This window comes from Roseomonas sp. SRI_022 (genome assembly GCF_057586215.1).
Window position 1 is genome coordinate 88,825 of the sequence record NZ_JBYCZL010000016.1, and the last position, 21,213, is coordinate 110,037.

Below are 21,213 nucleotides of genomic sequence, written 5' to 3' on the forward strand. Positions count from 1 at the left end.
ATTACCGTGCCATCCCTGACGGCACGGAGATCACCGATGAGCGATAGCGCGAAGAAGCCTTGGGACTGGAGCGAGGCGGAATGGCGTCACATCGTCGGGCGTGCCCGGGCGGGACGATCGCTCGCGCCGTCGTCCTGGCCGGGCGGGGCGCGCTGCGCCGTCTCGCTCTCCTTCGATGCGGACCATGAGACGATCCCGCTGCGCGATTCGGATGAAAGCCCGATGCGCATCAGCCAGGGGCAATACGGGTCGCGCCAGGGCGTGAAGCGCATCCGCGCGCTGCTCGATCGGCACGGCGTTCGCGCATCCTTCTTCTACCCCGCCGTCTCCGCGTTGCTGCATCCGCAGGAAGTGCGCGCGGTGGCGGATGAAGGCCACGAGATCGGGATCCATTCCTGGATCCATGAGGCCAACACGCAGTTGCCGCCGGGCGTCGAGCGCGACCTGACCTTCCGCGCCGCTGATACGCTGGAGAAGATCAGCGGCCACCGCCCCGTCGGCATCCGCACCGCGTCCTGGGATTTCTCCGTCGATACCATGGACATCATCCGCGAGCTCGGGCTGCTCTACGATTCCTCGCTGATGGCCGATGATGATCCCTATGAGCTGGAGGTGCAGGGCAAGCCGACCGGCATCGTCGAATTGCCGCCGGAGTGGATCCGCGACGATGCCGTGTACTTCAACATGCTGCGCTTCTCGGGGCTGAGGCCCTACACGCCGCCTTCCGCGGTGGAGGAGATCTTCCGCGCCGAGTTCGAAGGCGCGGTCGCCGAGGGCGGGCTGTTCCTGCTGACGATGCACCCGCACGTCATCGGCCACCGTAGCCGCATCGCGCTGCTCGACCGGCTGGTGACGCTGATGAAGGGCACGCCCGGCGTGTGGTTCGGCACGCATGAGGAGGTGGCACGCTGGTGCGCGACGCAGGCGGGCATGGCGCCGAAGGGCTGACGACACCAGGTCCGGATCGCGGCCAGGCCGCGATCCCGGAGCGCACGGCGCGACCGCGCCCAGACCAACAGCGCCCGCCGACGCATCAGTGCAAGGCGCGAAGGCAAGGCCCGCGGATGCGGGCCGCCCGCCGTCTGAGGGCAAAAAAACTACGTCACGACGATGTTGAACTGCCGCGCCACCGCGGTCCATTCGCCGATCTGCTGATTGATGATGGCCGTGAAATCCGCCCCCATCGGCGGCGGGTTGCGCGGCAAGGTCTGCAACTCCTCGAAGCGCGTCATCAGCTCCGGCCGGGCGACCATCTGCGGGATCAGCGCGGTCAGCCGCTCGGCGATCGGGGCCGGCAGGTTCTTCGGCGCCGAGAGGCCGAGCCACTGCGCCGAGGTCAGTTTGGCGAAGCCGAGCTCGGCGAAGGTCGGCACATCGGGGAAGGCGGCCAGGCGCTGCGGCGTGGAGACCGCCAGCGCGCGCAGCACGCCATCCTTCATCAGCTGCACATTGGTGGTGATCGGGTCGATCATGGACTCGATCTGGTTCGCCATCAGGTCCTGCATGGCGGGCGCGGAACCACGATAGGGCACGTGGTCGAGGTTGGTCACGCCGGCCTCGCCCGTCAGCATCGCGCCCAGCAGATGCGGCGCCGAGCCGATGCCCGAGGACCCGTAGCGCACCGGGCGCGTGCGCGCGGCGGTGAGGTACTGGTCCAGCGTGCGATAGGGCGATTCCGCCTTCACCAGCAGCACGTTCGACGCTTCGACCAGCATTCCCATATGGGTGAAGTCGGTCACCGGATGGAACGGCAGCGTCGGCATGGTCGCCGCCGAGAAGACATGCACCGAGGCGTGGCTGACCAGTAGCGTGTAGCCGTCAGCCGGCTGCTTGGCGACGAAGTCGGTGCCGATCACGCCGCCGGCGCCGGCGCGGTTCTCGACCACCACGGTCTGGCCCAGCGACTGGGACAGGATCGGGGCCATCAGCCGGCTGATCGTGTCCACCAGCCCGCCCGGTGGGAACTGGGCGACCAGGCGGATCGATCCGCGGGTCGGCCAGGGGCCGGATTGCGCGGCGGCCGGGCGCGGCGAGGCCAATGCGCCAAGGGTGCCGGCGGCCGCCAGCCCAAGAACTGCGCGACGATTCATGGATATGCTCCCTGTCCAGGCATTCGTGGCGCCGAATGACCGTGAAACAGGCATTCAAACCCATTCCCGGCCGGGCAATCGGCGTGATGCAGGGGGATCGCAAGCGCCATGCCGCCACGGGACAGCCGCATCCGGGCATGTCGGTCCCGGGACCGCGCGGATTGTCGCCGGGCCAGCGCGGATCGCGATCAGGTGGCGCCACCTGACCGTGCGATGCCTTTCACAACATCAAGGACCTGGCTGCCCGGGAGCGAAGGGGACCGGTTCTAGGCCCGTCCGTCCGGCAGCGCGGGCACCAGTTCCCGGATCGCGTCCCACCACCGCACCTGGTCGTCCGCGCTCTGGATCGCGACATGCACGCCGAGCAGGCTGATGCCGCGGACCTCGGCCACGAAGCGGCAATCCTCGCGGTTGTCCAGGCGGATCCGGATCAGGTCGCGCGCCTGCAGCCCCCGCACGCCGTTCAGCATGGCACCGCCCGGCGAGGCGTCGCGCACCACACCATCCTGCACATGGGTCCCCACGAAGACGGAGCAGGGGAGATGGACTTCGATGCGCGGTGCATTGCGCCGCTCACTGAGCGCATCGGCGATCACCGCCGCGGCGTCGTTCGGGGCCTCCACGGCCAGAGGTGCCGGGCTGGCAGCAGACGCGGCCCCGGATCCCGGGTCGGTGTCGGACATATCCCCTCCGGCGCCGGGACATCCCGGCGACGGAACGACGCTACCGCATTCCCCGGCATGCTGGAATCACACCTCGCGGAAAGGTGCGCTCATTGCGCGAGGGCGGCGCTCCAGGGGCTCATCGCATCGGTGATGCCTTCGCGCGTGCCGTCGTCCGCGATGCGGATCAGGTTCGGGCAGGCGAAGTTCACCGGCAGCACGGCGTGCTCCACCTCGGTCACCGTGTCCTCCTTCGCCAGCGCAGCGAGGGTCTCCGCGCCGAGGCGGATATCGGCCGTCACCCCCTCCGGCCCCGAGACGTCGAGGCGCGGATGATGCGCCGCCTGTTCGGGCGACATGCCAAAATCCGCGACATAGGACAGGGTCTGGAAGACCGAGGCCATGATGCGCCGCCCGCCCGATGCGCCTGCCGCGATGGTCGGCGTGTCGCCTTCGGCGCCGACGACCGGGCACATGTTGGTCAGCGGCCGCTTGCCCGGCGCGATCGCGTTCTTCGCGTCGAGGCGCGGGTCGAACCACATGATGCCGTTGTTCATCAGCACGCCCGAGCGCGGCAGCACGACGCGGCTGCCCATGGACGACAGCAGCGTTGTGGTCATCGCCACCATCATCCCGTCCTTGTCGCAGACGGTCAGGTGGGTGGTGCAGGATTCCGCCGCCTTGGGTTCGGCATCGCCGAGGCCGGCGAGGCGTTCCGCGTAGGCCCCGCGCAGCACGCGCGCGAGTTGGGCGTACCAGGCCGCGGACGGCGCGGCGCCGGAGAAATCCGCCCCGCGCATGCCTTCCAGCACGCGCAGTAGGGTCGGCGCCGCCGTCAGCCCATTGGCCAGGTACAACCGCTTGCCGCGCCAGGATGCCTCCAGCGCCGGCTTCACGATCGCCTTGCAGCCGGCGAGGTCGGCGGCGCTGATCGGCGATCCCATGTCGCGGAAATCGGCCAGCAATGCGCTCGCGACCTCACCCTCGTAGAAATCACGCAGGCCGGCCTGGGCCAGCCGCTCCAGCGTCTCGGCGAGCTTGCCCTGGCGGAAGAAGCCGGGGCTGCCCTGATAGGGCGGCACCGGGGGCAGTCCGTTCGGCAGGTAGATGCGCGCGGACTCCGCATACATCCGCAGCACCGCCGCACTGTTGGCGATCTTGAGTGTGGTGAACCAGTCCTGCGACAGGCCGCGCTTCGCCAGCGCGATGGCCGGTTCCAGCACCATCGCGAGCGGCAGCTTCCCGTGGCGGGCATGCAGCTCCGCATATCCGGCCACCGAGGAGGGGATGGCGAAGGACAGCGGGCCATGGACGTTGCGGTCCTCGAACACCTCGGGCCAGGTGAACAGGTCGGCCTTCATCTTCCCGGTCATCGGGAAGGCGGACGGGTCCAACGCATGCGGGGAGACGGGGCCGAAATCGAAGGTCTGCGGTGCAATCCCGGGTGCTGCGACCTGTGTGAAGCCGATGCCGCCGAGGCCGGAATTCCACGGCTCGACCACGGCGAGCGCGAAGGCGGTCGCGACCGCGGCATCGGCGGCGGTGCCGCCCTGCTCGAGGATGGCGATGCCGGCCTCGGCGGCGTCGCGCGCCTGGGAGGCGACCATGCCGCGCTTGCCGGTGGCGCCGGGCTTGGTCACCTGCCAGTGCTGGCTGACATGCGGGGGCGGCGTCCAGGCCATGATGGCGTCCTTCCTCGGGCTGCGTTCGCGCCGCAGCCTCGCGCCGGGGGGCGGATCGGGCAACCCCCGTTTGCCCCGGCCGGTCTTTCACCCTAGGTAACCGGGCATGTACGCGCCCCGCCCGGGCGCACCCGATGAGGAGAGCTTGCCATGCCCGCAACCAAGGGTCTCGTCGTCGCGCCCGAGCTCAAGGCCTTCATGGAAACCGAGGCACTGCCCGGCACCGGGGTCGAACCGGCGCGCTTCTGGGAGGGGATGGAACGCATCCTGCGCGAGCTCAGCCCCGCCAACACCGCGCTGCTGCTGAAGCGCGACGCGTTGCAGGCCGAGATCGACGCCTGGCACCGCGCCCATCCGGCCAGGCCGGTGGACCTGCCCGAATACACCGATTTCCTGCGCGAGGTCGGCTACCTGCTGCCCGAGCCCGCCGAGGTGACGGTCGGCACCACCGATGTGGATGCCGAGATCGCGTCGATGGCCGGACCGCAGCTGGTGGTACCGGTGTCCAACGCCCGCTACGCGCTGAACGCCGCGAATGCGCGCTGGGGCAGCCTGTACGACGCGCTGTACGGCACCGACGCCATTCCGCAGGACGGGGCGAAGGTGAAGGGCTACGACCCCGCGCGCGGCGCGAAGGTGATCGCGAGGGCGCGCGCGGTGCTCGACCGCGCAGTGCCGCTCGCCAAGGGCAGCCATGCGGATGCCACGGGCTACAGGCTGGAGTCCGGTGTCCTGTCCGTCGCGCTGAAGGACGGGTCCGCGACCGGCCTCGCCCGGCCGGGGCAATGCGCCGGGTTCCTCGGCGAGGCCCACATGCCGGCCGCGCTGCTCTTCACCAATCACGGCCTGCATATCGAAGTGGTGTTCGACCGATCGCACCCGATCGGCAAGACCGACCCCGCCGGCATCGCCGATGTCGTGATGGAAGCGGCGCTGACGACGATCCAGGATTGCGAGGATTCCGTCGCCGCCGTCGACGCCGAGGACAAGGTCGGCGTCTATCGCAACTGGCTCGGCCTGATGAGGGGCGACCTGACCGCGGAATTCGAGAAGGGCGGCCAGGTGATGGTGCGCCGGCTGAACCCCGACCGCATCTTCAACAAGCCCTCGGGCGGCGCGATGACGCTGCATGGTCGCTCGGTGATGCTGGTGCGCAATGTCGGCCACCACATGATGACCGACGCCGCGACGCTGGATGGCGAGGAGATTCCCGAGACCATCCTCGACGCCATGTGCACGGTGGCGATCGCGCTGCACGACATTCGCGGCAAGCGGCTGAATTCGCGCGCGGGCAGCGTCTATATCGTGAAGCCGAAGATGCACGGGCCGGAGGAAGTGGCCTGGGCCGACACGCTGTTCTCCCGTGTCGAGGACGTGCTCGGGCTGCGGCGCGCGACGCTCAAGATGGGCATCATGGACGAGGAGCGGCGCACCACCGTCAACCTCAAGGCCTGCATCGCGGCGGCGAAGGACCGCGTGGTGTTCATCAACACCGGCTTCCTCGACCGCACGGGCGACGAGATCCATACCTCGATGGAAGCCGGCGCGGTCGTGCGCAAGAACGACATGCGCAAGGCGGCCTGGATCGGTGCCTATGAGGACTGGAACGTCGACACCGGCCTCGCCTGCGGCCTGCGCGGCCGTGCGCAGATCGGCAAGGGCATGTGGGCGATGCCCGACATGATGGCCGCGATGCTGGAACAGAAGGTCGGGCACCCGAAGGCGGGTGCGAACACCGCCTGGGTGCCCTCCCCGACCGCGGCGACGCTACATGCGCTGCACTACCACGAGATCGACGTGGCAGCGCGGCAGGAGGAACTGTTCAAGGGTGGCCGCCGCGCGAAGCTCGCCGACATCCTGACCGTGCCGCTGGCCAAGGACACGAACTGGTCGCCGAGCGACGTGCAGGCGGAACTCGACAACAACGCGCAGGGCATCCTGGGCTATGTCGTGCGCTGGGTGGACCAGGGCGTGGGCTGTTCCAAAGTGCCGGACATCAACGATGTCGGGCTGATGGAAGACCGTGCGACGCTGCGCATCTCCTCCCAGCACATCGCCAACTGGCTGCGGCACGGCGTCGCCACCTCGGCGCAGGTGATGGAAACGATGAAGCGCATGGCGGCGGTGGTGGACCGGCAGAATGCCGAGGACGCGGCCTACAAGCCGATGGCGGTGGGCTTCGATGGGCCGGCCTTCAAGGCAGCCTGCGACCTGGTGTTCGAAGGCGCCAAGCAACCGAACGGCTATACGGAGTTTGTGCTGACCAAGCGGCGGCGGGAAGCCAAGGCCGCCGGCTGAACCACGTTCGGGAGGGGCATCGCCCCTCCCGCAGCGCCGTCAGCGATAGGCTTCGGCATAGGCGTCGCGCAATGCGTCCTCCAAGGCGCGCCCTGGCTGATACGCCTTGAGGTCCGCACCGCGCACCACCCCTTCCATCAGCCGCGGGCAGGGCTCCGGTTCCCCGATCACCGTGCGTATGGGCAGGCGTTCGGCATAGATCGGCAGGGCGTAATCCTCATCGTCATCGCCCACGCCCTTGGCGCGGATTTTCGCCGAGGCGCGCTCGATCTCCATCCACACCACCGCGGTCGCCTTGATCTCCTGCGTCGTGCTCTGGCGCAGGCCGGCGGTGCGGTTGGGGAACAGGCGATCGACCATCATCACCAGCGCGTGGCGCTTCTCGTCAGCATCTGGCAGCAGGCGCGCCTGGCCGAAGCACATCACGGAACGGTAGTCGGCCGAATGGTTGAAGCCGCAGCGCGCCATGACCAGGCTGTCGAGATGCGTCACCGTCAGGCAGGTCGGCTCGCCCTCAGACAGGTTGCGCAGCATCCGGCTCGCGCTGGAACCGTGCCAGTAGAGCCGCGTCCCTTCCCGCCAGAACAGCGTTGGCGTGCAATAGGGCTGGCCGTCGATGACGTAGGAGACATGGCAGAGCGCCGCAGCATCGAGGATGCCGTGCACCGTCTCATGGTCGTAGTGGCCGCGATCGTGGCGGCGCTTCACGCGGTTGACCTTGCCGACGGGATAGGAGGGCGCTTCGGCGGTAACGGACATGGGCTGGTCCTCGATTGACCGGGACCTTGTCGCACCACCAAATTGGTCGGCGCGAGGGCCAATCAGGAACGGGATATGCCGACCAATCGTGAAACTCGCACGGCGCCGCTCGACGTGGCGCTGCGACTGGCCGGGGCAGGCAGCCAGTCGAGCCGCGTCCATGCCGGGCTGCGCGCCGCCATCCTGGAAGGGCGGCTCGCGGCGGGGCTGCGGCTGCCGTCCAGCCGGGCGCTGGCGGATCAGCTCGGCGTGCGGCGCAACGCCGTCGTCGTCGCCTACGAGCTGTTGCTGAGCGATGGGCTGGCCGAGGCGCGGATCGGCGACGGCACCTATGTCGCCGCCCAGGTGCCGCGCGGGCCGGCCGCGCCCGACCCGGTGCCGGCAGCCGCCCTGCCGTCTGGCCGCGGCCCCTTCGCGGTGGGCTGCACCAACACGGACCCGATCCTGCTGCGGCGCCTGGGTCGCGCGCTGCGCGACCGCGTGGTGCGGGCGGACCCAGCCGATCTCGGCTATGGCGATCCGCGCGGCCATGCGGCGCTGCGCCAGGCTATCGCCGAACACCTCGCGGCTACGCGCGGCGTCGCCTGCGACCCCAGCCGCATCATCGCGACCAGCGGCACGCAGCAGGGGCTGCGCCTTTGTGCGGAGGTGCTGCTGCAGCGGGGCGATGCGGTGTGGATGGAAGATCCTGGCTATCCGACCGCGCGGCGCACGCTGATGGCTTTGGGCGCAACCCTGGTGCCAGTGCCGGTGGATGCGGCCGGCATCGACGTCGCCGCCGGACGGCAGCGCTCACCCGGCGCGCGCATGGCCTATGTCACGCCATCCCACCAGTTCCCGACCGGCGTGACGATGACGATGGCGCGGCGGCTCGCCTTGCTCGACTGGGCACGGCAGGCCGATGCCTGGATCATGGAGGACGACTACGACAGCGAGTTCCGCTTCGCCGGCGCGCCGCTGACCGCGCTTGCCGGCATCGATGGGCAGGGGCGGGTGATCTATCTCGGTACCTTCTCCAAGACGCTGTTCCCCGGCCTGCGCATCGGCTTCGTCGTGGTGCCGGCGACCCTGATGGACCGCGTGGTGGCGGCGCGGGCAGTGTCGGACCGCTTCCCCTCCCCGCTGATGGGCGGGGCGCTGGCGGAGGTGATGGCGAGCGGCGACTTCTCCGCGCATCTGCGGCGGATGCGCACGCAATACCGCACGGCACGGGACATGGTGGCCGGGACGCTGGCGCGCGCCTCGGGCGGGCGGCTCGGCATCCTGTTGCCGGATCATGGGCTGCATCTGCTCGCCACCCTGCCGGACGGCCTGCCGCCGGGCACGGCACAGGCGATCCAGGCGGCGGCCGGCGTCGAAGGCTGGCTGCTGTCGGAGACCCGGCTGGAGCCGGAAGGCGCCGACGGCTTTGTGATCGGCTATTCCGGCCACGACCCCGCCGCGCTGCAGCAGGCCGCGCAACGGCTTGGCGCGGCGGTGCGGCGGCAGGCCGGCTGACGCCGCGCGCAAGCGACACGAGCAGGGAGGCCGCGGTATCATGACGGCCAGCACGGCGCGCGAGGCATGCTTGTGTGCCGATCCCTGCCACCAGGGCGACGAGTTGCCGAAGGGAGATCGAGCATGGAGATCACGCGGGCGGGTTCCCAGCCATCGGGACATGGACCAGGCGATTGGTTCACCGGAACGGTGCGCATCGACCCACTGTTCAGCCCGCCGGACCCGGCGCGGGTTGCCGGCGCGCTCGTCACCTTCGAGCCGGGCGCGCGGACAGCCTGGCATACGCATCCGCTCGGCCAGACGCTGATCGTCACCACCGGCTGCGGCCGGGTGCAGCGCGAAGGCGGGCCGGTGGAGGAGATCCGCCCCGGCGACGTCGTCTGGTTCCCACCGGGCGAGAAGCACTGGCACGGCGCCGCCCCGACCACGGCGATGAGCCACATCGCCATCCAGGAGCGGCTCGAGGGCAAGGCCGTCGACTGGATGGAACACGTCACCGACGCGCAATACGGCGCCTGACCGCCCGGACGCGGTTCCCCAGCAGGTCGAGACTTGCCATCGGCGCGCGAAACGGCTTCAAGGCGCGCCCCCTGCCCCGGACCCATCCCCCATGCGCCCCGCCATCGGCATCGATTTCGGCACGACGAACAGCGTGGTCGCCCTGGTCGGCGCGGATGGTTCCGTGCGTACCCTGCGCCACGCGACAGGCGAGGTGTTCCGCTCGGTCCTCTGCTTCTGGGCCGGGGTGGATGGCCGTCCCAGCCGGGCCGCCGGGCCTGCGGCGATCGAGGCCTATCTCGAGGAACCGCTCGAGAGCCGGCTGATCATGTCGATGAAATCCTACCTGGCGCAGCGCAGCTTCACCGAGACGCGGATCTTCGGACGTGCCTGGGGGCTGGAAGGGCTGATCGCGGCCTTCCTGCGCGAATTGCTCGGCCCCTTCGCGCGCGAGTTCGCCGATGCGCAGGTGACGGTTGGCCGGCCGGTGCGCTTCGTCGGCGAGACGGCCGACGATGGCTTCGGCCAGCAGCGCCTGCTCGGCGCCTTCGCCGAGGCCGGGCTGCCGCAGGTCTCGGTCGGGCTGGAACCCGCGGCGGCAGGGCATCGCTTCGCGCAGGACCTCGACCACGCAGCGACCGTGCTGGTGGCGGATTTCGGCGGCGGCACCAGCGACTTCTCGGTGCTGCGCTTCGACCCAGGGCCGCCGCGCCGCGTGGCCGCGCTCGGTCATGCGGGCGTCGGCATCGCTGGCGATGCCTTCGATTACCGCATCATCGACCATGTCGTCTCGCCGTTGCTGGGCAAGGGCACGACCTACAGCATCATGGGCGGCGAACCGCTGCCGGTGCCGCCCGCCTGGTTCGCCTCCTTCGCGCGCTGGAACCAGCTTTCGATGATGCGCGCGCCGCGCACGCTGCGCGACATCGCCACCGTCGCCCGCACGGCGGAACATCCCGAACGGCTGCGCCAACTGATCCAACTGATCGAGGACGATGCGGGCTATGCGCTGTATCGCGCCGTCTCCGGCGTAAAGGCCGCGCTGTCGGGACAGGAGGTCGCGACGTTGGACTTCGCGCATGGCAATTTCGCGCTGAAGGCGGAGATCGCGCGTGGCGATTTCGAAGCCTGGATCAGTCCGGAACTGACGCGCATCGCCGCCGCGGTCGATGCCGCCCTGGCCGATGCGCGTCTCGGGGCCGAGGCCGTGGACCGCGTGTTCCTGACCGGCGGCACCTCCCTGGTGCCGGCGGTGCGGCGTTTGTTCGAGGACCGCTTCGGCGCCGGCCGCGTCGTGTCCGGCGGTGAATTCGTCTCGGTTGCCGAGGGGCTCGCGCTGATGGCGCGGGAAGACGCGCCCCTCCCCGCCTGACGCGGCGACGCTCAGCCGGTCGCCGCCGTGACGGCGGCACCGACCGCGGCCAGCGCGGCATCGCGCCGTGCGCCCTCCTGCGCGCCTTCGGTGAGGAAGGCCGCCACCACCAGCGGCGGGCGACCCGCAGGCGGCCACATCACGCCGATGACGTTGCTGGTGCCGCGCGCGCCGGTGCCGGTACGATCGCCGACCTGCCAGCCCTGGGGCAGCGCGGCGCGCAGCCGCGCATCCCCGGTGCGGCTGCCACGCAGCCAGGCGGTGAATCGGTCACGGCTGCCCGCCGACAGCACCTCGCCGAGCGCGAGGCGCCGCAGCGTCGCCGCCATGGCGGCCGGCGTCGTCGTGTCGCGCGGATCGCCGGGCCGCGCCTCGTTCAGCGTGGGCTCGGTGCGGTCCAGGCGCGTCACATCGTCGCCAATGCGGCGCAGCCAGGCGGTGAGACCGGCAGGCCCGCCGATGGAGGCCAGCAGCAGGTTGGCGGCCGCATTGTCGCTGAAGGTCATGGTTGCGTCGCAGAGCTCGGCCACGCTCATCCCCTCCCCGCCCAGCCGCGTCTCGGTGACGGGGGACCAGGCGATCAGGTCCGACCGCGCGACGCGGATGCGCCGGTCGAGCCGTTCGTCGCCGGCATCGACGCGGGCCAATACCGCCGCGACCAGCGGGGCCTTGAAGGTGCTGCACATCGGGAAGCGCTCAGCCAGACGATGACCGGCTTGGCGGCCCGTGGCGGTGTCGAGTACCGCGACGCCGAGGCGGCCACCGTATTCGGCCTCGATCCGCGCGAAGCGTGCCGGCAGTGCGTCGAACCCGCCGGACGCCGCGGCGTCACGCGCCACGCCCATCGCGACGCCCGCCATCGCACCGATCATCCACTGCCGCCTGTCGATCATGTCGTCTCCATCCGTCTCTGGCGGGCGGACACTCGGCCGGCAGCGCTGCGGCCGCAAACGATCAATCCTTGCCAAAGACCCTAGGAAAACTAATGACTGCGACATGACCCTGCCGCCGCTTCCGCTCAACGCGCTGCGTGCCTTCGAGGCCGCGGCCCGGCATCTCAGCTTTACTCGGGCCGGGCTGGAGCTTCGCGTGACCCAGGCGGCGGTCAGCCACCAGGTGAAGGCACTTGAGGAAATCTTGGGCGTCCGGCTGTTCCGCCGCCTGCCGCGCGGCCTGGCGCTGACCGAGGAAGCCGAGGCCCTGCTGCCCGTCCTGACCGATGCCTTCCGCCGCATCGGCACCACGCTGAACCGCTTCCAGGGTGGCCGGTTGCAGGAGGTGCTGACGCTCGGTGCCGTTGGTACCTTTGTCACCGGCTGGCTGTTGCCGCGCCTGCCGGAGTTCCGCGCCGCGCATCCCCATGTCGATCTGCGGCTGATGACCAACAACAACCGGGTGGACCTGGCGGGCGAAGGGCTGGACGCGGCGATCCGCTTCGGCGATGGCGCCTGGCACGGCACCGAGGCGACGCGGCTGCTGACGGCGCCGCTCTGCCCGCTCTGCGCGCCCGACATCGCGCAGCGGCTGCGCCAGCCGGCCGACCTGCTGCGGGAGACGCTGCTGCGGTCATACCGCGTCGATGAATGGGAGCAGTGGTTCGCCGCGGTGGGCCTCACCGCACCGGCCATTCGCGGCTTCGTCTTCGATTCCTCGCTGGCCATGGCGGCGGCGGCGGCGCAGGGCACAGGCATTGCCCTGCTGCCGGCCCGCATGTTCGAACACGACCTCCGACAGGAACGCCTGGTGCGGCCCTTCGCGGCCGAGGTGACGCTCGGCGCCTATTGGCTGGCGCGGCTGCGGTCACGACCGGAGACCGCCGCGCTGGCGGCGTTCCGCCGCTGGCTTGTGGACGCGGCCAGCGCGCCCGCCGCCTGACGGCCCATTCCTTGTCGCGTTCTTGGCTTTGGCGGCCAGCCGGTCTAGGCGGTGGGCCAACATTCCCGGAGGCAGTACCCCATGGCCGAAACCCTTCCCGACCGGCTCTCCACCGATCCGTCCAGCCCCTTCTTCAACGAGGAACTGCTGCAGCGCGGCGTCGGCATCCGCTTCCGCGGACAGGAGAAGACGAATGTCGAGGAGTATTGCGTTTCGGAAGGCTGGGTGCGGGTCAGCATGGGCAAGGCGGTGGACCGCCGCGGCCGGCCGCTGACGCTGAAGCTAACCGGCACGGTCGAACCCTATCTGCGCGACCCCGCCGGGTAGCGCAGGAACGACGCCGCTCCAGATGCGTAGGGCCGGGCGACGTCTCGCCCGGCCCCGCGTCAGGTCGCATCGATCATGTGCCGCCCGGCCCGAATCCCCCGAACCGGCGGGCGGTGCTCACATGTCCTGCGACCTGTAGATGCTCAGCCCACCCAGGATCGTCGTCACGGTGCCGCAGATGACGAGGTAGAGGCTGACCGTGTCGGGTTCGGGCGCGGCGATCATGGTGCCGAAGGGCACCAGCGCAGCGCCGTGCCAATAAGCCATCCAGGTTCCCGCCATGGTGGCGCCGAGCCCGACGAACAGGGCGGCGAGACCGAGCGCGACCGCCACCGCTGCGTCCGGAGCGGATGAACCACCCCCGTAGGTCGACATCCGATGGCCTTGGGCTTTTCCCGCATCCGACATGGCACTGGTCCTCGATGCACGTGATGCGAGTATGTGACCACACGGGATCGCGAAAGCATAATCACAATACTAGTCTTAATAATTATACGATCCGATAAACCACAAGATATTGTGGCAAATTTCGTCGTTGGTCTACTATATATAGATTAACGCACAATTCACGCGACCTCCAGGCCCGTGAGACACGTGAGACAGTGGTGTGGGACGTGACCCCGCCTCGCCAATAAGGCGATGAAGTCAGGACCACCCGCGCCGATTGCGCATATTGATCCACGTGAAATACTAAAAATTGATACAATACTAATATTTTTGTACAGATTCAACTTTGCGATCGCAGCATCCGCGAGGAGGGGCGGCGGCCGAAGGGAGCCAGGCGCCCGTCCCGGTCGCGCCGCAGCATCCTCGTCAGCCAGCCGCCCGCTGCCCGGCACCGCGCTGGGCCAGCCACGCCTCCATCCGCGCCAGCGCCTCGTCGAGCAGCGCATCGCCCTTGCAGAAGGCGAAGCGGGCGTAGTGGTTCGGCGAGCCCTCGGTCGCATAGAAGGCCGTCACGGGAATGGCCGTGACCTTCGCTTCCTCCGTCAGGGTCCGGCAGAAAGACACGTCGTCGCCGTTCCAGCCCAGCGGCCGCACATCGGTGGTGATGAAGTAGGTCCCCTTGGTCTCCAGCACCCCGAAGCCGAGGCGCGCGAGGCCACCCGCCAACCGGTCGCGCTTCTGCTGGAGATGCGTCGACAGTCCGGCGAAATAGGCATCGTCCTTCACCAGCCCGACAGCGACCGCACGCTGCAGGTTGGGCGGCGTGGTGAAGGTCAGGTTCTGGTGCGCCTTGGCGACATTGCCGGCAAGCGAGCGGTCGCAGGTGATGTAGCCGACCTTCCATCCCGTCAGGCTGAAGGTCTTGCCGGCCGAGCCGATGCGCATGCAGCGCTCGCGCATGCCCGGCAGCGTCATCAGCGGGATGTGCTTCCAGCCGTCGAAGGTCAGGTGCTCATAGACCTCGTCGCAGATGGCGTAGCAATCGTGACGCTGGATCAGTTCCGCGATGAAGGCCAGTTCGGCGGCGGTGAAGACCTTGCCGGTCGGGTTCATCGGCGTGTTGAACAGGACCGCCTTGGTCCTGGGGCCGAAGGCGGCGGCCAGCTCGGCGCGCGGCAATTCCCAGTTCGGCGGCGACAGGCGCACCAGCTTCGGAATGGCGCCGAGCAGCTTCACCACCGGCAGGTAGGTGTCGTAGAGCGGCTCGATCAGCACGCATTCGTCGCCCGGGTTCAGCACCGCCATCAGGCAGGCGGTCAGCGCCTCGGTGGCGCCGGAGGTGACGACGACCTCGGCATTCGGGTCGGCCTCGATGCCGTAGAAGCGCCTGTTATGCGCGGCGACGGCATTGCGCAGTTCCGGCACGCCGGTCATCGGCGGGTACTGGTTGCGGCCGTCGAGCAACGCCTCGGCCGCGGCGCGCACCACGTCTTCCGGGCCGTCATAGTCCGGGAAGCCCTGGCCGAGATTGATCGCCTGGTGCTGGTTCGCCAGCGCCGACATGACGGTGAAGATCGTGGTGCCGGTGGCGGAGAGAAGGGCGTTCTGCGGCTGCATCGGCCTCGCACTTTGTCCTGAGCGTGTGACGGTGCGCGGTTATGGGACCGCTCGGGCGGGGCGGCAACGGGTTGCTTGGCCGGACCGATCCCCGGAGGCAGCCGCGACAGCACCGAAAGGAGGCAAATTTCGCCTGCTTTTTATGCAAATCGCCCGAAGAATCGGCCATGCTGGGCCTCGCCCGGCGATTTTCCATGGGTGCATCCGATTGCTGGCCCGGCATGGCGCGTGCAATACCCGGCGCGTGTCCCGCTCCCTGTGGGTCGGGGCACACGCTGCACACGGGAACGAGGCACCGGGTCAACCGGGAGGACGGCCGAGACGCCGAAAGGCGCCGCCGGTCGCTGGACAGGAGCCGATGAAGAAGATCGAGGCCATCATCAAGCCCTTCAAGCTCGACGAGGTGAAGGACGCGTTGCACGAGATAGGGCTGCAGGGCCTGACCGTCGTCGAGGCCAAGGGCTTCGGGCGGCAGAAGGGCCATACCGAGCTGTACCGCGGCGCCGAATACGTCGTGGACTTCCTGCCGAAGGTGAAGATCGAGGTCGTCTGCGGCGACGACATGCTGGATCGCGCCGTCGAGGCCATCCAGGCCGCCGCGCGCACCGGCCGCATCGGCGACGGCAAGATCTTCGTCTCCGACATCGCGGAGGTGATCCGCATCCGCACCGGCGAACGGGGCGACGACGCGGTCTGAAGCCGCGCTGATTTCGCCGCCCTTTCCCCGGCGGGGGGGTGGTGCCTGGTCCGGACGCGGCGCTGCGCGCCCATCGGACCGGAACAGCCGGGCGGGGTGGCGTTCGCCGCCGCACCGCCCTGCACGCCGGGCCGTTCCGCGGGGCTCCGAAGCCGCGGCGCGGGAACAGGTTTCGGGGTTTTCGCAGTCAGGGAACAGGACCGCACATCATGGCCAAGAAGCCCGCCTCCGGCGGCGGTGATTCCGCCGTCTCCAAAGTTCTGGAGATGATCAAGGAACACAGCGTCGAGTACGTGGATCTTCGCTTCACCGATCCGCGCGGCAAGTGGCAGCACACCGCCCAGCACGTCTCCACCGTGACGGAAGACGTGTTCACGGACGGCTTCATGTTCGACGGCTCCTCCATCGCCGGCTGGAAGGCGATCAACGAGTCCGACATGATCCTGATGCCGGACCCGACGACGGCCTGCATGGACCCGTTCTCGGCCAAGCCGAGCCTGATCCTGATCTGCGACATCTTCGAGCCCTCGACCGGCCAGCTCTATGCGCGCGACCCGCGCGGCACGGCGAAGAAGGCCGAGGCCTATGTCGCGTCGTCCGGCGTGGGCGACAGCGTGCTGGTCGGCGCCGAGGCCGAGTTCTTCGTGTTCGACAGCGTGAAGTTCGGCACGGGCGGCAACTACGGCATCTACCAGCTCGACAGCGTCGAGGGCCCGGGCTCCTCCCTGAAGGACTATCCGGAAGGCAACATGGGCCACCGCCCCGTGGTGAAGGGTGGCTACTTCCCAGTCCCACCGGTGGATGCCGAGGCCGACCTGCGCGCCGAGATGCTCTCGACCATGGGCGAGATGGGCCTGCCGATCGAAAAGCACCACCATGAGGTGGCGCAGTCCCAGCACGAGCTCGGCACGCGGTTCAACACGCTCGTGACGATGGCCGACCAGATGCAGATCTATAAGTACTGCGTCCACAACGTCGCCCACAGCTACGGCAAGACCGCGACCTTCATGCCGAAGCCGATCTATGGCGACAACGGCAGCGGCATGCACACCCACCTGTCCATCTGGAAGGCGGGCAAGCCGCTGTTCGCCGGCAACGGGTATGCGGACCTGTCCGAGCTCTGCCTGTATGCGATCGGCGGCATCATCAAGCATGCCAAGGCGCTCAACGCCTTCACCAACCCCTCGACCAACTCCTACAAGCGCCTGATCCCGGGCTTCGAGGCGCCGGTGCTGCTCGCCTACTCCGCGCGCAACCGTTCGGCCTCCTGCCGCATCCCCTACACGACCTCGCCCAAGGCGAAGCGCGTCGAGGTGCGGTTCCCGGATCCGACGGCGAACCCGTATCTCGCCTATGCCGCGCTGACCATGGCGGCGATGGACGGAATCAAGAACAAGATCCACCCCGGCGACCCGATGGACAAGGATCTCTACGACCTGCCGCCGGAGGAGCTGAAGGACATCCCGACGGTGTGCGGATCCCTGCGCGAGGCGCTGGAATCGCTGGCCGCCGACCATGAGTTCCTGCTCGCCGGCGACGTGTTCTCGAAGGAGCAGATCGAGAGCTACATCGAGCTGAAGTGGTCCGAGGTGTACAAGTTCGAGCACACCCCGCACCCGGTCGAGTTCGAGATGTACTACTCCGCCTGATCCCATCCGGATCGGACGGCACGACGGGGCCTCGCGCATCGCGCGGGGCCCTTTTTCGTCGTGGCGGCTCCGGTATGCGCCGAAACCCGGCCAGTGTGATCCGGATCGCAGTCCGGCACGCGGCACTGAAGTGCTTCCTGTGCGAGGCGGAACGACCGGCGTAGATCGCTGCCACCGCCATCCCACGGAGACCACCCATGTCCTTCATGGACGACCTCGCCAACCTCGCGAATCAGGCTCTCGGCACCCAGGGCAGCAACCTCGAGGAAGCCAAGACCATCCTGAGCAAGGCGACGTCCCTGCCGAAGCTGCTCGCGGCCAAGGACGAGGCGACGCGCTGGTCGCGCAACGTGTCCTATTCCTTCACCGATGGGCTGCCGGCCGTGCAGGCCGAGGCGATCGCCAGCGCTTCACGCAACGAGGGCCCGGCGGATGCGCTGCGCCACTGCTTCCTTGCCTCCATGCTGGCGCGCGACATCGGCTACACCGATGCGATGGAGGTTCTGGTGGCGCATGAGATGAATGCGTCCTGGGGCACGCCGGCGTCCCAGATGGACCTGCACAACAACGCCGTGGGGCTGGAACTCGGCACCCGGATGAAGGCGGCGTCAGACGTGGACCTTCAGGTGGCGACGATGGACGCCTTCCTGCAGGGACGGCTGCGCGTGGTCGACAAGATGGACGGCAACAAGCTGGTGCCGACGCGCTCGCTAACCTTCGGGCGCTGACGGCCCGGGACGACCAGGGCCGCCCCTGGTCGCCCTTCCTGCCGGCTAAGCCGCCTTCCGCCCAAGCTGGGCGAAGGCCGCGACGAAGCGGTCCACATCCTCCTCGTCATTGTAGACGTGCGGGCTGATGCGCAGCCGCCCCAGCCGCGGCGCCGCGAAGGCCTTCTGCGCCGCCAGCGCCTCGATGAAGCCCGCCGGCATGCCGGCGGCAAAGGACACGCAGAGGATATGCGGCGCGCGCAGCGCGCGCTTCGGCAGGATGGCACCAGCGGCGGCGAGCCCGTCCTCCAGCCGCGCCGTCAGCATCGCGCAGCGTTCGCCGATCGCCTTGTGGCCCCAGGACGCCATCAGTTCGAGGCCCACCGCCGCCATCTCGAGACCCACGAAATGGTCGCGCTCGCCCATGTCGAAGCGCCGCGCGGTCGGCGCATAGGACAGGTCCGCCAGGTAGGGCACGCGATCGTTCAGCACGCCCTTGCGGCCGAAGCCCGTCTGCTCCAGCGGGACGCCATTCTGGTGGCGCTTGGCGATGTAGATAAAGGCGCGGCCATAGGGACCGAGCACCCATTTGTAGGTCGGGTAGATCAGGAAGTCGGGATCGATGCGCGCGACATCGAGGTCCATCATCCCCGCGCCATGGGTCGCGTCGATCAGCAGCGCCGCGCCCTTCGCCTTCACCGCCTTGCTGATGCGGTCCATGTCGAGCACCGCGCCGTCGGCCCAATGCAGGTTGGAGATGGAGGCGATCGAGATCGGCGCGCCCGGCCGCGCGATCGCTTCCTCCACCGCCGCGGTCCAGTCGCCATCGGCCGGGCGCTTCACCGTTTCCACCGTGAAGCCCTGCGCGGGGGCGCGATGCAGCCATTCCAGCACCGGCGAGGAATGGTCATCCTCGAAAACCAGGACGCGACTGCCCGCGGGCGGGGCGAAGATCTTGCCCGCCACCGCCACGCCATAGGAGACGGAGGGGATCAGCGCGACATCCTCGGCCGCGGCGCCGATCAGTGCGGCGGCGGCGGCGCGGCAGCGCTCGATGACGCGGGCGGGCAGCGCCGCGTCGACATCCCAGGGGCAGCCCTTGCGGCCGACGCCCATGCGCCCGGCCTCCTGCACCGCGAGCGGCAGCGGCGACCAGGCGGCCGCGTTGAGGTAGGCAACGTCGCGCGGAATGTCGAAGAGGTGGCGCTGCGAGGCGAGCATGTCGTGCATCCTTGGACCGGTCGGCGGCGAGCCTAGAGCAGCCCGGCCGAAGGGCAACCGGGGCGGGGCGCCCTGCCCGACCGCCCTTCAACATGTCGTGGCAGGGCCAGGTCGCTTTCCCCGATGTCGCGGCTCCTCACCCCTCATTGGCCGAATCGGCCCCGGTCCTTGGGGCGCCGGCAGGGCCGGCCGGATCGCCCGCCACAAGCGGAGGCCGGCGCGGCGTGGATGCAACACTGACGCGCCAACCGCCGGGCCGGTCGCGGCCCGGCGGCAGCGGCGCTGGATTTGCGTAGGATTCGCAATCGAGTCGTGGCGTAGCGTCGCGCCACCACGATCCCCGGAGATCCACGCATGGAGCGCCTGTTTCGGCTGAGCGAACGCGGCACCGATCCGCGTACCGAAATCCTCGCCGGCCTCTCCACCTTCCTGACCATGGCCTACATCGTCGTGGTCAATCCCTCGATCATGGCGATCGCCGGCATCGATGCGGGGGCGGCCTTCGTCGCCACCTGCCTTGCCGCGGCGATTGGGTCGATGCTGATGGGGGTGATCGCGAACTTCCCGATCGCGCTGGCGCCGGGAATGGGGCTCAACGCGTATTTCGCCTTCGCCGTGGTGCAGGGGATGGGCGTGCCCTGGCAGGTCGCGCTCGGCGCGGTGTTCCTGTCCGGGTTGCTGTTCTTCGCCGTGTCGATCCTGCGGGTGCGGGAATGGCTGGTGAACGGCATCCCGCTGTCGCTGAAGTTCGGCATCGCCGCGGGCATCGGCTTCTTCCTGGGGTTGATCGGGCTGCGCGGGATGGGCCTGGTGGTGGCGCATCCGGCGACGCTGGTCGGGCTCGGACCGATCACCCAGACGACGACGCTGCTCGCCTGCGCGGGATTCCTGCTGATCGCCGGGCTGTCGGCACGCGGCGTGCCGGGGTCGATCGTCATCGGCATCCTTGCCACCGCCGTAGCCGGGATCCCCTTCGGGCTGACGACGATGCAGGGCTTCGCCTCCCTGCCGCCTTCGCTCGCGCCGACCTTCCTGCAACTCGACATCGCCGGCGCGATCAGCCTTGGCATCGGCGGGATCATCTTCACCTTCTTCCTGGTGGATCTGCTCGACAATACGGGCACGCTGATCGGCACGGTCCACCGCGCTGGGTTGATGAACAAGGACGGGTCGGTGCCGAATCTCGGCCGCGCACTGATCGCCGATTCCACCGGCGCGATGACCGGTGCGGTGCTCGGCACATCGACCACCGTCAGCTACATCGAGAGCGCGGCAGGCATCCAGGCAGGCGGACGCACGGGGCTGACCGCGGTGACGGTCGGCGTGCTGTTCCTGCTCGCGCTGTTCCTCGCGCCGCTGGCCACCTCCATTCCCGGCTTCGCCACGGCCCCGGCGCTGGTCTTCGTCGCCTGCCTGATGGCGAAGGCACTGCAGGAACTGAACTGGGACGATGCGACGGAATACATGCCCGCCATCGTCACAGCGATCGCGATGCCCTTCACCTTCTCGATCGCGACAGGGATCGGGCTCGGCTTCATCGCCTATGCCGGGGTGAAGCTGCTGTCCGGCCGGCCGACCGAGGTCCATGGCGCCGTGTGGCTGATCGCTGGGCTTTCGGCGATGAAATTCGCGCTGTTGTAGGGCGCCCCCGGCCAGCCTGCACCGCCGCCGCGGCTGCGCGGCGGTGCCAGACATATCGGCTGGAAGGGGCACGCGGCCCCGGCACTGACGCGCCGCACATCGCTTTACATTCACCTATCATTTCTTGATAGAAATCAAATTCTCGCAAATGCACATGCCAAGGAAATCTCCCTCAAGTTGAAACGACTCACCCAACATCACTCATTTCGTTCGCAATATGTTCAATTATTCGTG

19 protein-coding genes are annotated in these 21,213 nt (G+C 68.9%); 11 read left to right on the forward strand and 8 right to left on the reverse strand.

Annotated features, from left to right (window positions below; all coding sequences use genetic code 11):
• Positions 1-36: 36 nt before the first annotated feature.
• Positions 37-948 (forward strand): polysaccharide deacetylase family protein, encoded by a 912-nt coding sequence (locus AC2YHJ_RS16950; RefSeq protein ID WP_487397267.1) that lies wholly within the window; start codon positions 37-39, stop codon positions 946-948.
• 149 nt (positions 949-1,097) lie between these two features.
• Here AC2YHJ_RS16950 and AC2YHJ_RS16955 read toward each other — a convergent pair whose 3' ends face one another.
• From AC2YHJ_RS16955 to AC2YHJ_RS16965, 3 genes are all read right to left on the reverse strand, one after another.
• Entirely contained in the window at positions 1,098-2,090 is a 993-nt protein-coding gene (locus tag AC2YHJ_RS16955; RefSeq protein WP_487397268.1) for a Bug family tripartite tricarboxylate transporter substrate binding protein, read from the reverse strand.
• Between the two features lie 266 nt (positions 2,091-2,356).
• Positions 2,357-2,773, reverse strand: a complete 417-nt coding sequence (locus AC2YHJ_RS16960; RefSeq protein ID WP_487397269.1) for a PilZ domain-containing protein — start codon at positions 2,771-2,773, stop codon at positions 2,357-2,359.
• An 89-nt stretch (positions 2,774-2,862) separates the two neighbouring features.
• Positions 2,863-4,434, reverse strand: coding sequence for a gamma-glutamyltransferase (locus tag AC2YHJ_RS16965; protein ID WP_487397270.1), 1,572 nt, complete (start codon positions 4,432-4,434; stop codon positions 2,863-2,865).
• 150 nt (positions 4,435-4,584) lie between these two features.
• Between AC2YHJ_RS16965 and AC2YHJ_RS16970 the strand changes: the two genes are divergently transcribed.
• The gene (locus AC2YHJ_RS16970) at positions 4,585-6,732 is read left to right on the forward strand and encodes a malate synthase G (RefSeq protein WP_487397271.1); all 2,148 of its coding nucleotides are present in this window, start codon (positions 4,585-4,587) and stop codon (positions 6,730-6,732) included.
• 39 nt (positions 6,733-6,771) lie between these two features.
• Here AC2YHJ_RS16970 and AC2YHJ_RS16975 read toward each other — a convergent pair whose 3' ends face one another.
• Complete coding sequence (locus AC2YHJ_RS16975) at positions 6,772-7,491, reverse strand: pyridoxamine 5'-phosphate oxidase family protein (RefSeq protein WP_487397272.1); 720 nt, start codon at positions 7,489-7,491, stop codon at positions 6,772-6,774.
• Positions 7,492-7,566: 75 nt separating this feature from the next.
• On the opposite strand from AC2YHJ_RS16975, the gene pdxR reads away from it, so the two are divergent.
• From pdxR to AC2YHJ_RS16990, 3 genes are all read left to right on the forward strand, one after another.
• Positions 7,567-8,988 carry a MocR-like pyridoxine biosynthesis transcription factor PdxR gene (pdxR, locus tag AC2YHJ_RS16980; protein WP_487397273.1) on the forward strand — a complete coding sequence of 474 codons (1,422 nt, stop codon included), beginning with the start codon at positions 7,567-7,569 and terminating at the stop codon, positions 8,986-8,988.
• A 123-nt stretch (positions 8,989-9,111) separates the two neighbouring features.
• Entirely contained in the window at positions 9,112-9,507 is a 396-nt protein-coding gene (locus AC2YHJ_RS16985; RefSeq protein WP_487397274.1) for a (R)-mandelonitrile lyase, read from the forward strand.
• Between the two features lie 91 nt (positions 9,508-9,598).
• Entirely contained in the window at positions 9,599-10,858 is a 1,260-nt protein-coding gene (locus AC2YHJ_RS16990) for an Hsp70 family protein (RefSeq protein ID WP_487397275.1), read from the forward strand.
• Positions 10,859-10,869: 11 nt separating this feature from the next.
• Here the strand turns inward: AC2YHJ_RS16990 and bla are convergent, their stop codons facing one another.
• Positions 10,870-11,751: a class A beta-lactamase gene (gene bla, locus AC2YHJ_RS16995; RefSeq protein WP_487397276.1), complete on the reverse strand. Its 882-nt coding sequence runs from the start codon at positions 11,749-11,751 to the stop codon at positions 10,870-10,872.
• A gap of 103 nt (positions 11,752-11,854) precedes the next feature.
• On the opposite strand from bla, the gene AC2YHJ_RS17000 reads away from it, so the two are divergent.
• Positions 11,855-12,733, forward strand: coding sequence for a LysR family transcriptional regulator (locus AC2YHJ_RS17000; RefSeq protein WP_487397277.1), 879 nt, complete (start codon positions 11,855-11,857; stop codon positions 12,731-12,733).
• An 81-nt stretch (positions 12,734-12,814) separates the two neighbouring features.
• Entirely contained in the window at positions 12,815-13,060 is a 246-nt protein-coding gene (locus AC2YHJ_RS17005) for a DUF3297 family protein (RefSeq protein WP_487397278.1), read from the forward strand.
• Positions 13,061-13,177: 117 nt separating this feature from the next.
• On the opposite strand, the gene AC2YHJ_RS17010 is transcribed toward AC2YHJ_RS17005, so the two are convergent.
• On the reverse strand, positions 13,178-13,435 hold the full coding sequence (locus AC2YHJ_RS17010) for a hypothetical protein (protein WP_487397279.1): 258 nt from the start codon (positions 13,433-13,435) through the stop codon (positions 13,178-13,180).
• A 438-nt stretch (positions 13,436-13,873) separates the two neighbouring features.
• On the reverse strand, positions 13,874-15,064 hold the full coding sequence (locus AC2YHJ_RS17015) for an aminotransferase (RefSeq protein WP_487397280.1): 1,191 nt from the start codon (positions 15,062-15,064) through the stop codon (positions 13,874-13,876).
• A 358-nt stretch (positions 15,065-15,422) separates the two neighbouring features.
• On the opposite strand from AC2YHJ_RS17015, the gene AC2YHJ_RS17020 reads away from it, so the two are divergent.
• From AC2YHJ_RS17020 to AC2YHJ_RS17030, 3 genes are all read left to right on the forward strand, one after another.
• Positions 15,423-15,761, forward strand: coding sequence for a P-II family nitrogen regulator (locus AC2YHJ_RS17020; RefSeq protein ID WP_211869213.1), 339 nt, complete (start codon positions 15,423-15,425; stop codon positions 15,759-15,761).
• A gap of 209 nt (positions 15,762-15,970) precedes the next feature.
• Positions 15,971-17,410, forward strand: a complete 1,440-nt coding sequence (glnA, locus tag AC2YHJ_RS17025; RefSeq protein WP_487397281.1) for a type I glutamate--ammonia ligase — start codon at positions 15,971-15,973, stop codon at positions 17,408-17,410.
• A gap of 197 nt (positions 17,411-17,607) precedes the next feature.
• Positions 17,608-18,138, forward strand: a complete 531-nt coding sequence (locus AC2YHJ_RS17030) for a DUF6973 domain-containing protein (RefSeq protein WP_487397282.1) — start codon at positions 17,608-17,610, stop codon at positions 18,136-18,138.
• A 45-nt stretch (positions 18,139-18,183) separates the two neighbouring features.
• On the opposite strand, the gene AC2YHJ_RS17035 is transcribed toward AC2YHJ_RS17030, so the two are convergent.
• Positions 18,184-19,338: an aminotransferase class V-fold PLP-dependent enzyme gene (locus AC2YHJ_RS17035; protein ID WP_487397283.1), complete on the reverse strand. Its 1,155-nt coding sequence runs from the start codon at positions 19,336-19,338 to the stop codon at positions 18,184-18,186.
• 354 nt (positions 19,339-19,692) lie between these two features.
• Between AC2YHJ_RS17035 and AC2YHJ_RS17040 the strand changes: the two genes are divergently transcribed.
• Complete coding sequence (locus AC2YHJ_RS17040) at positions 19,693-20,979, forward strand: NCS2 family permease (RefSeq protein WP_487397284.1); 1,287 nt, start codon at positions 19,693-19,695, stop codon at positions 20,977-20,979.
• The last annotated feature ends 234 nt before the right edge of the window (positions 20,980-21,213 follow it).

Bases quoted from the DNA above. Each gene is read 5' to 3' on its own strand.
- AC2YHJ_RS17040 (WP_487397284.1), top strand. From the start codon at position 19,693: ATGGAGCGCCTGTTTCGGCTGAGCGAACGCGGCACCGATCCGCGTACC.
- AC2YHJ_RS17020 (WP_211869213.1), top strand. From the start codon at position 15,423: ATGAAGAAGATCGAGGCCATCATCAAGCCCTTCAAGCTCGACGAGGTG.
- AC2YHJ_RS16985 (WP_487397274.1), top strand. From the start codon at position 9,112: ATGGAGATCACGCGGGCGGGTTCCCAGCCATCGGGACATGGACCAGGC.
- pdxR (WP_487397273.1), top strand. From the start codon at position 7,567: ATGCCGACCAATCGTGAAACTCGCACGGCGCCGCTCGACGTGGCGCTG.
- AC2YHJ_RS16970 (WP_487397271.1), top strand. From the start codon at position 4,585: ATGCCCGCAACCAAGGGTCTCGTCGTCGCGCCCGAGCTCAAGGCCTTC.
- glnA (WP_487397281.1), top strand. From the start codon at position 15,971: ATGGCCAAGAAGCCCGCCTCCGGCGGCGGTGATTCCGCCGTCTCCAAA.
- bla (WP_487397276.1), bottom strand. From the start codon at position 11,751: ATGATCGACAGGCGGCAGTGGATGATCGGTGCGATGGCGGGCGTCGCG.
- AC2YHJ_RS16950 (WP_487397267.1), top strand. From the start codon at position 37: ATGAGCGATAGCGCGAAGAAGCCTTGGGACTGGAGCGAGGCGGAATGG.
- AC2YHJ_RS17030 (WP_487397282.1), top strand. From the start codon at position 17,608: ATGTCCTTCATGGACGACCTCGCCAACCTCGCGAATCAGGCTCTCGGC.
- AC2YHJ_RS16960 (WP_487397269.1), bottom strand. From the start codon at position 2,773: ATGTCCGACACCGACCCGGGATCCGGGGCCGCGTCTGCTGCCAGCCCG.
- AC2YHJ_RS17005 (WP_487397278.1), top strand. From the start codon at position 12,815: ATGGCCGAAACCCTTCCCGACCGGCTCTCCACCGATCCGTCCAGCCCC.
- AC2YHJ_RS16975 (WP_487397272.1), bottom strand. From the start codon at position 7,491: ATGTCCGTTACCGCCGAAGCGCCCTCCTATCCCGTCGGCAAGGTCAAC.
- AC2YHJ_RS17035 (WP_487397283.1), bottom strand. From the start codon at position 19,338: ATGCTCGCCTCGCAGCGCCACCTCTTCGACATTCCGCGCGACGTTGCC.
- AC2YHJ_RS17015 (WP_487397280.1), bottom strand. From the start codon at position 15,064: ATGCAGCCGCAGAACGCCCTTCTCTCCGCCACCGGCACCACGATCTTC.
- AC2YHJ_RS17000 (WP_487397277.1), top strand. From the start codon at position 11,855: ATGACCCTGCCGCCGCTTCCGCTCAACGCGCTGCGTGCCTTCGAGGCC.
- AC2YHJ_RS16990 (WP_487397275.1), top strand. From the start codon at position 9,599: ATGCGCCCCGCCATCGGCATCGATTTCGGCACGACGAACAGCGTGGTC.
- AC2YHJ_RS16955 (WP_487397268.1), bottom strand. From the start codon at position 2,090: ATGAATCGTCGCGCAGTTCTTGGGCTGGCGGCCGCCGGCACCCTTGGC.
- AC2YHJ_RS17010 (WP_487397279.1), bottom strand. From the start codon at position 13,435: ATGTCGACCTACGGGGGTGGTTCATCCGCTCCGGACGCAGCGGTGGCG.
- AC2YHJ_RS16965 (WP_487397270.1), bottom strand. From the start codon at position 4,434: ATGGCCTGGACGCCGCCCCCGCATGTCAGCCAGCACTGGCAGGTGACC.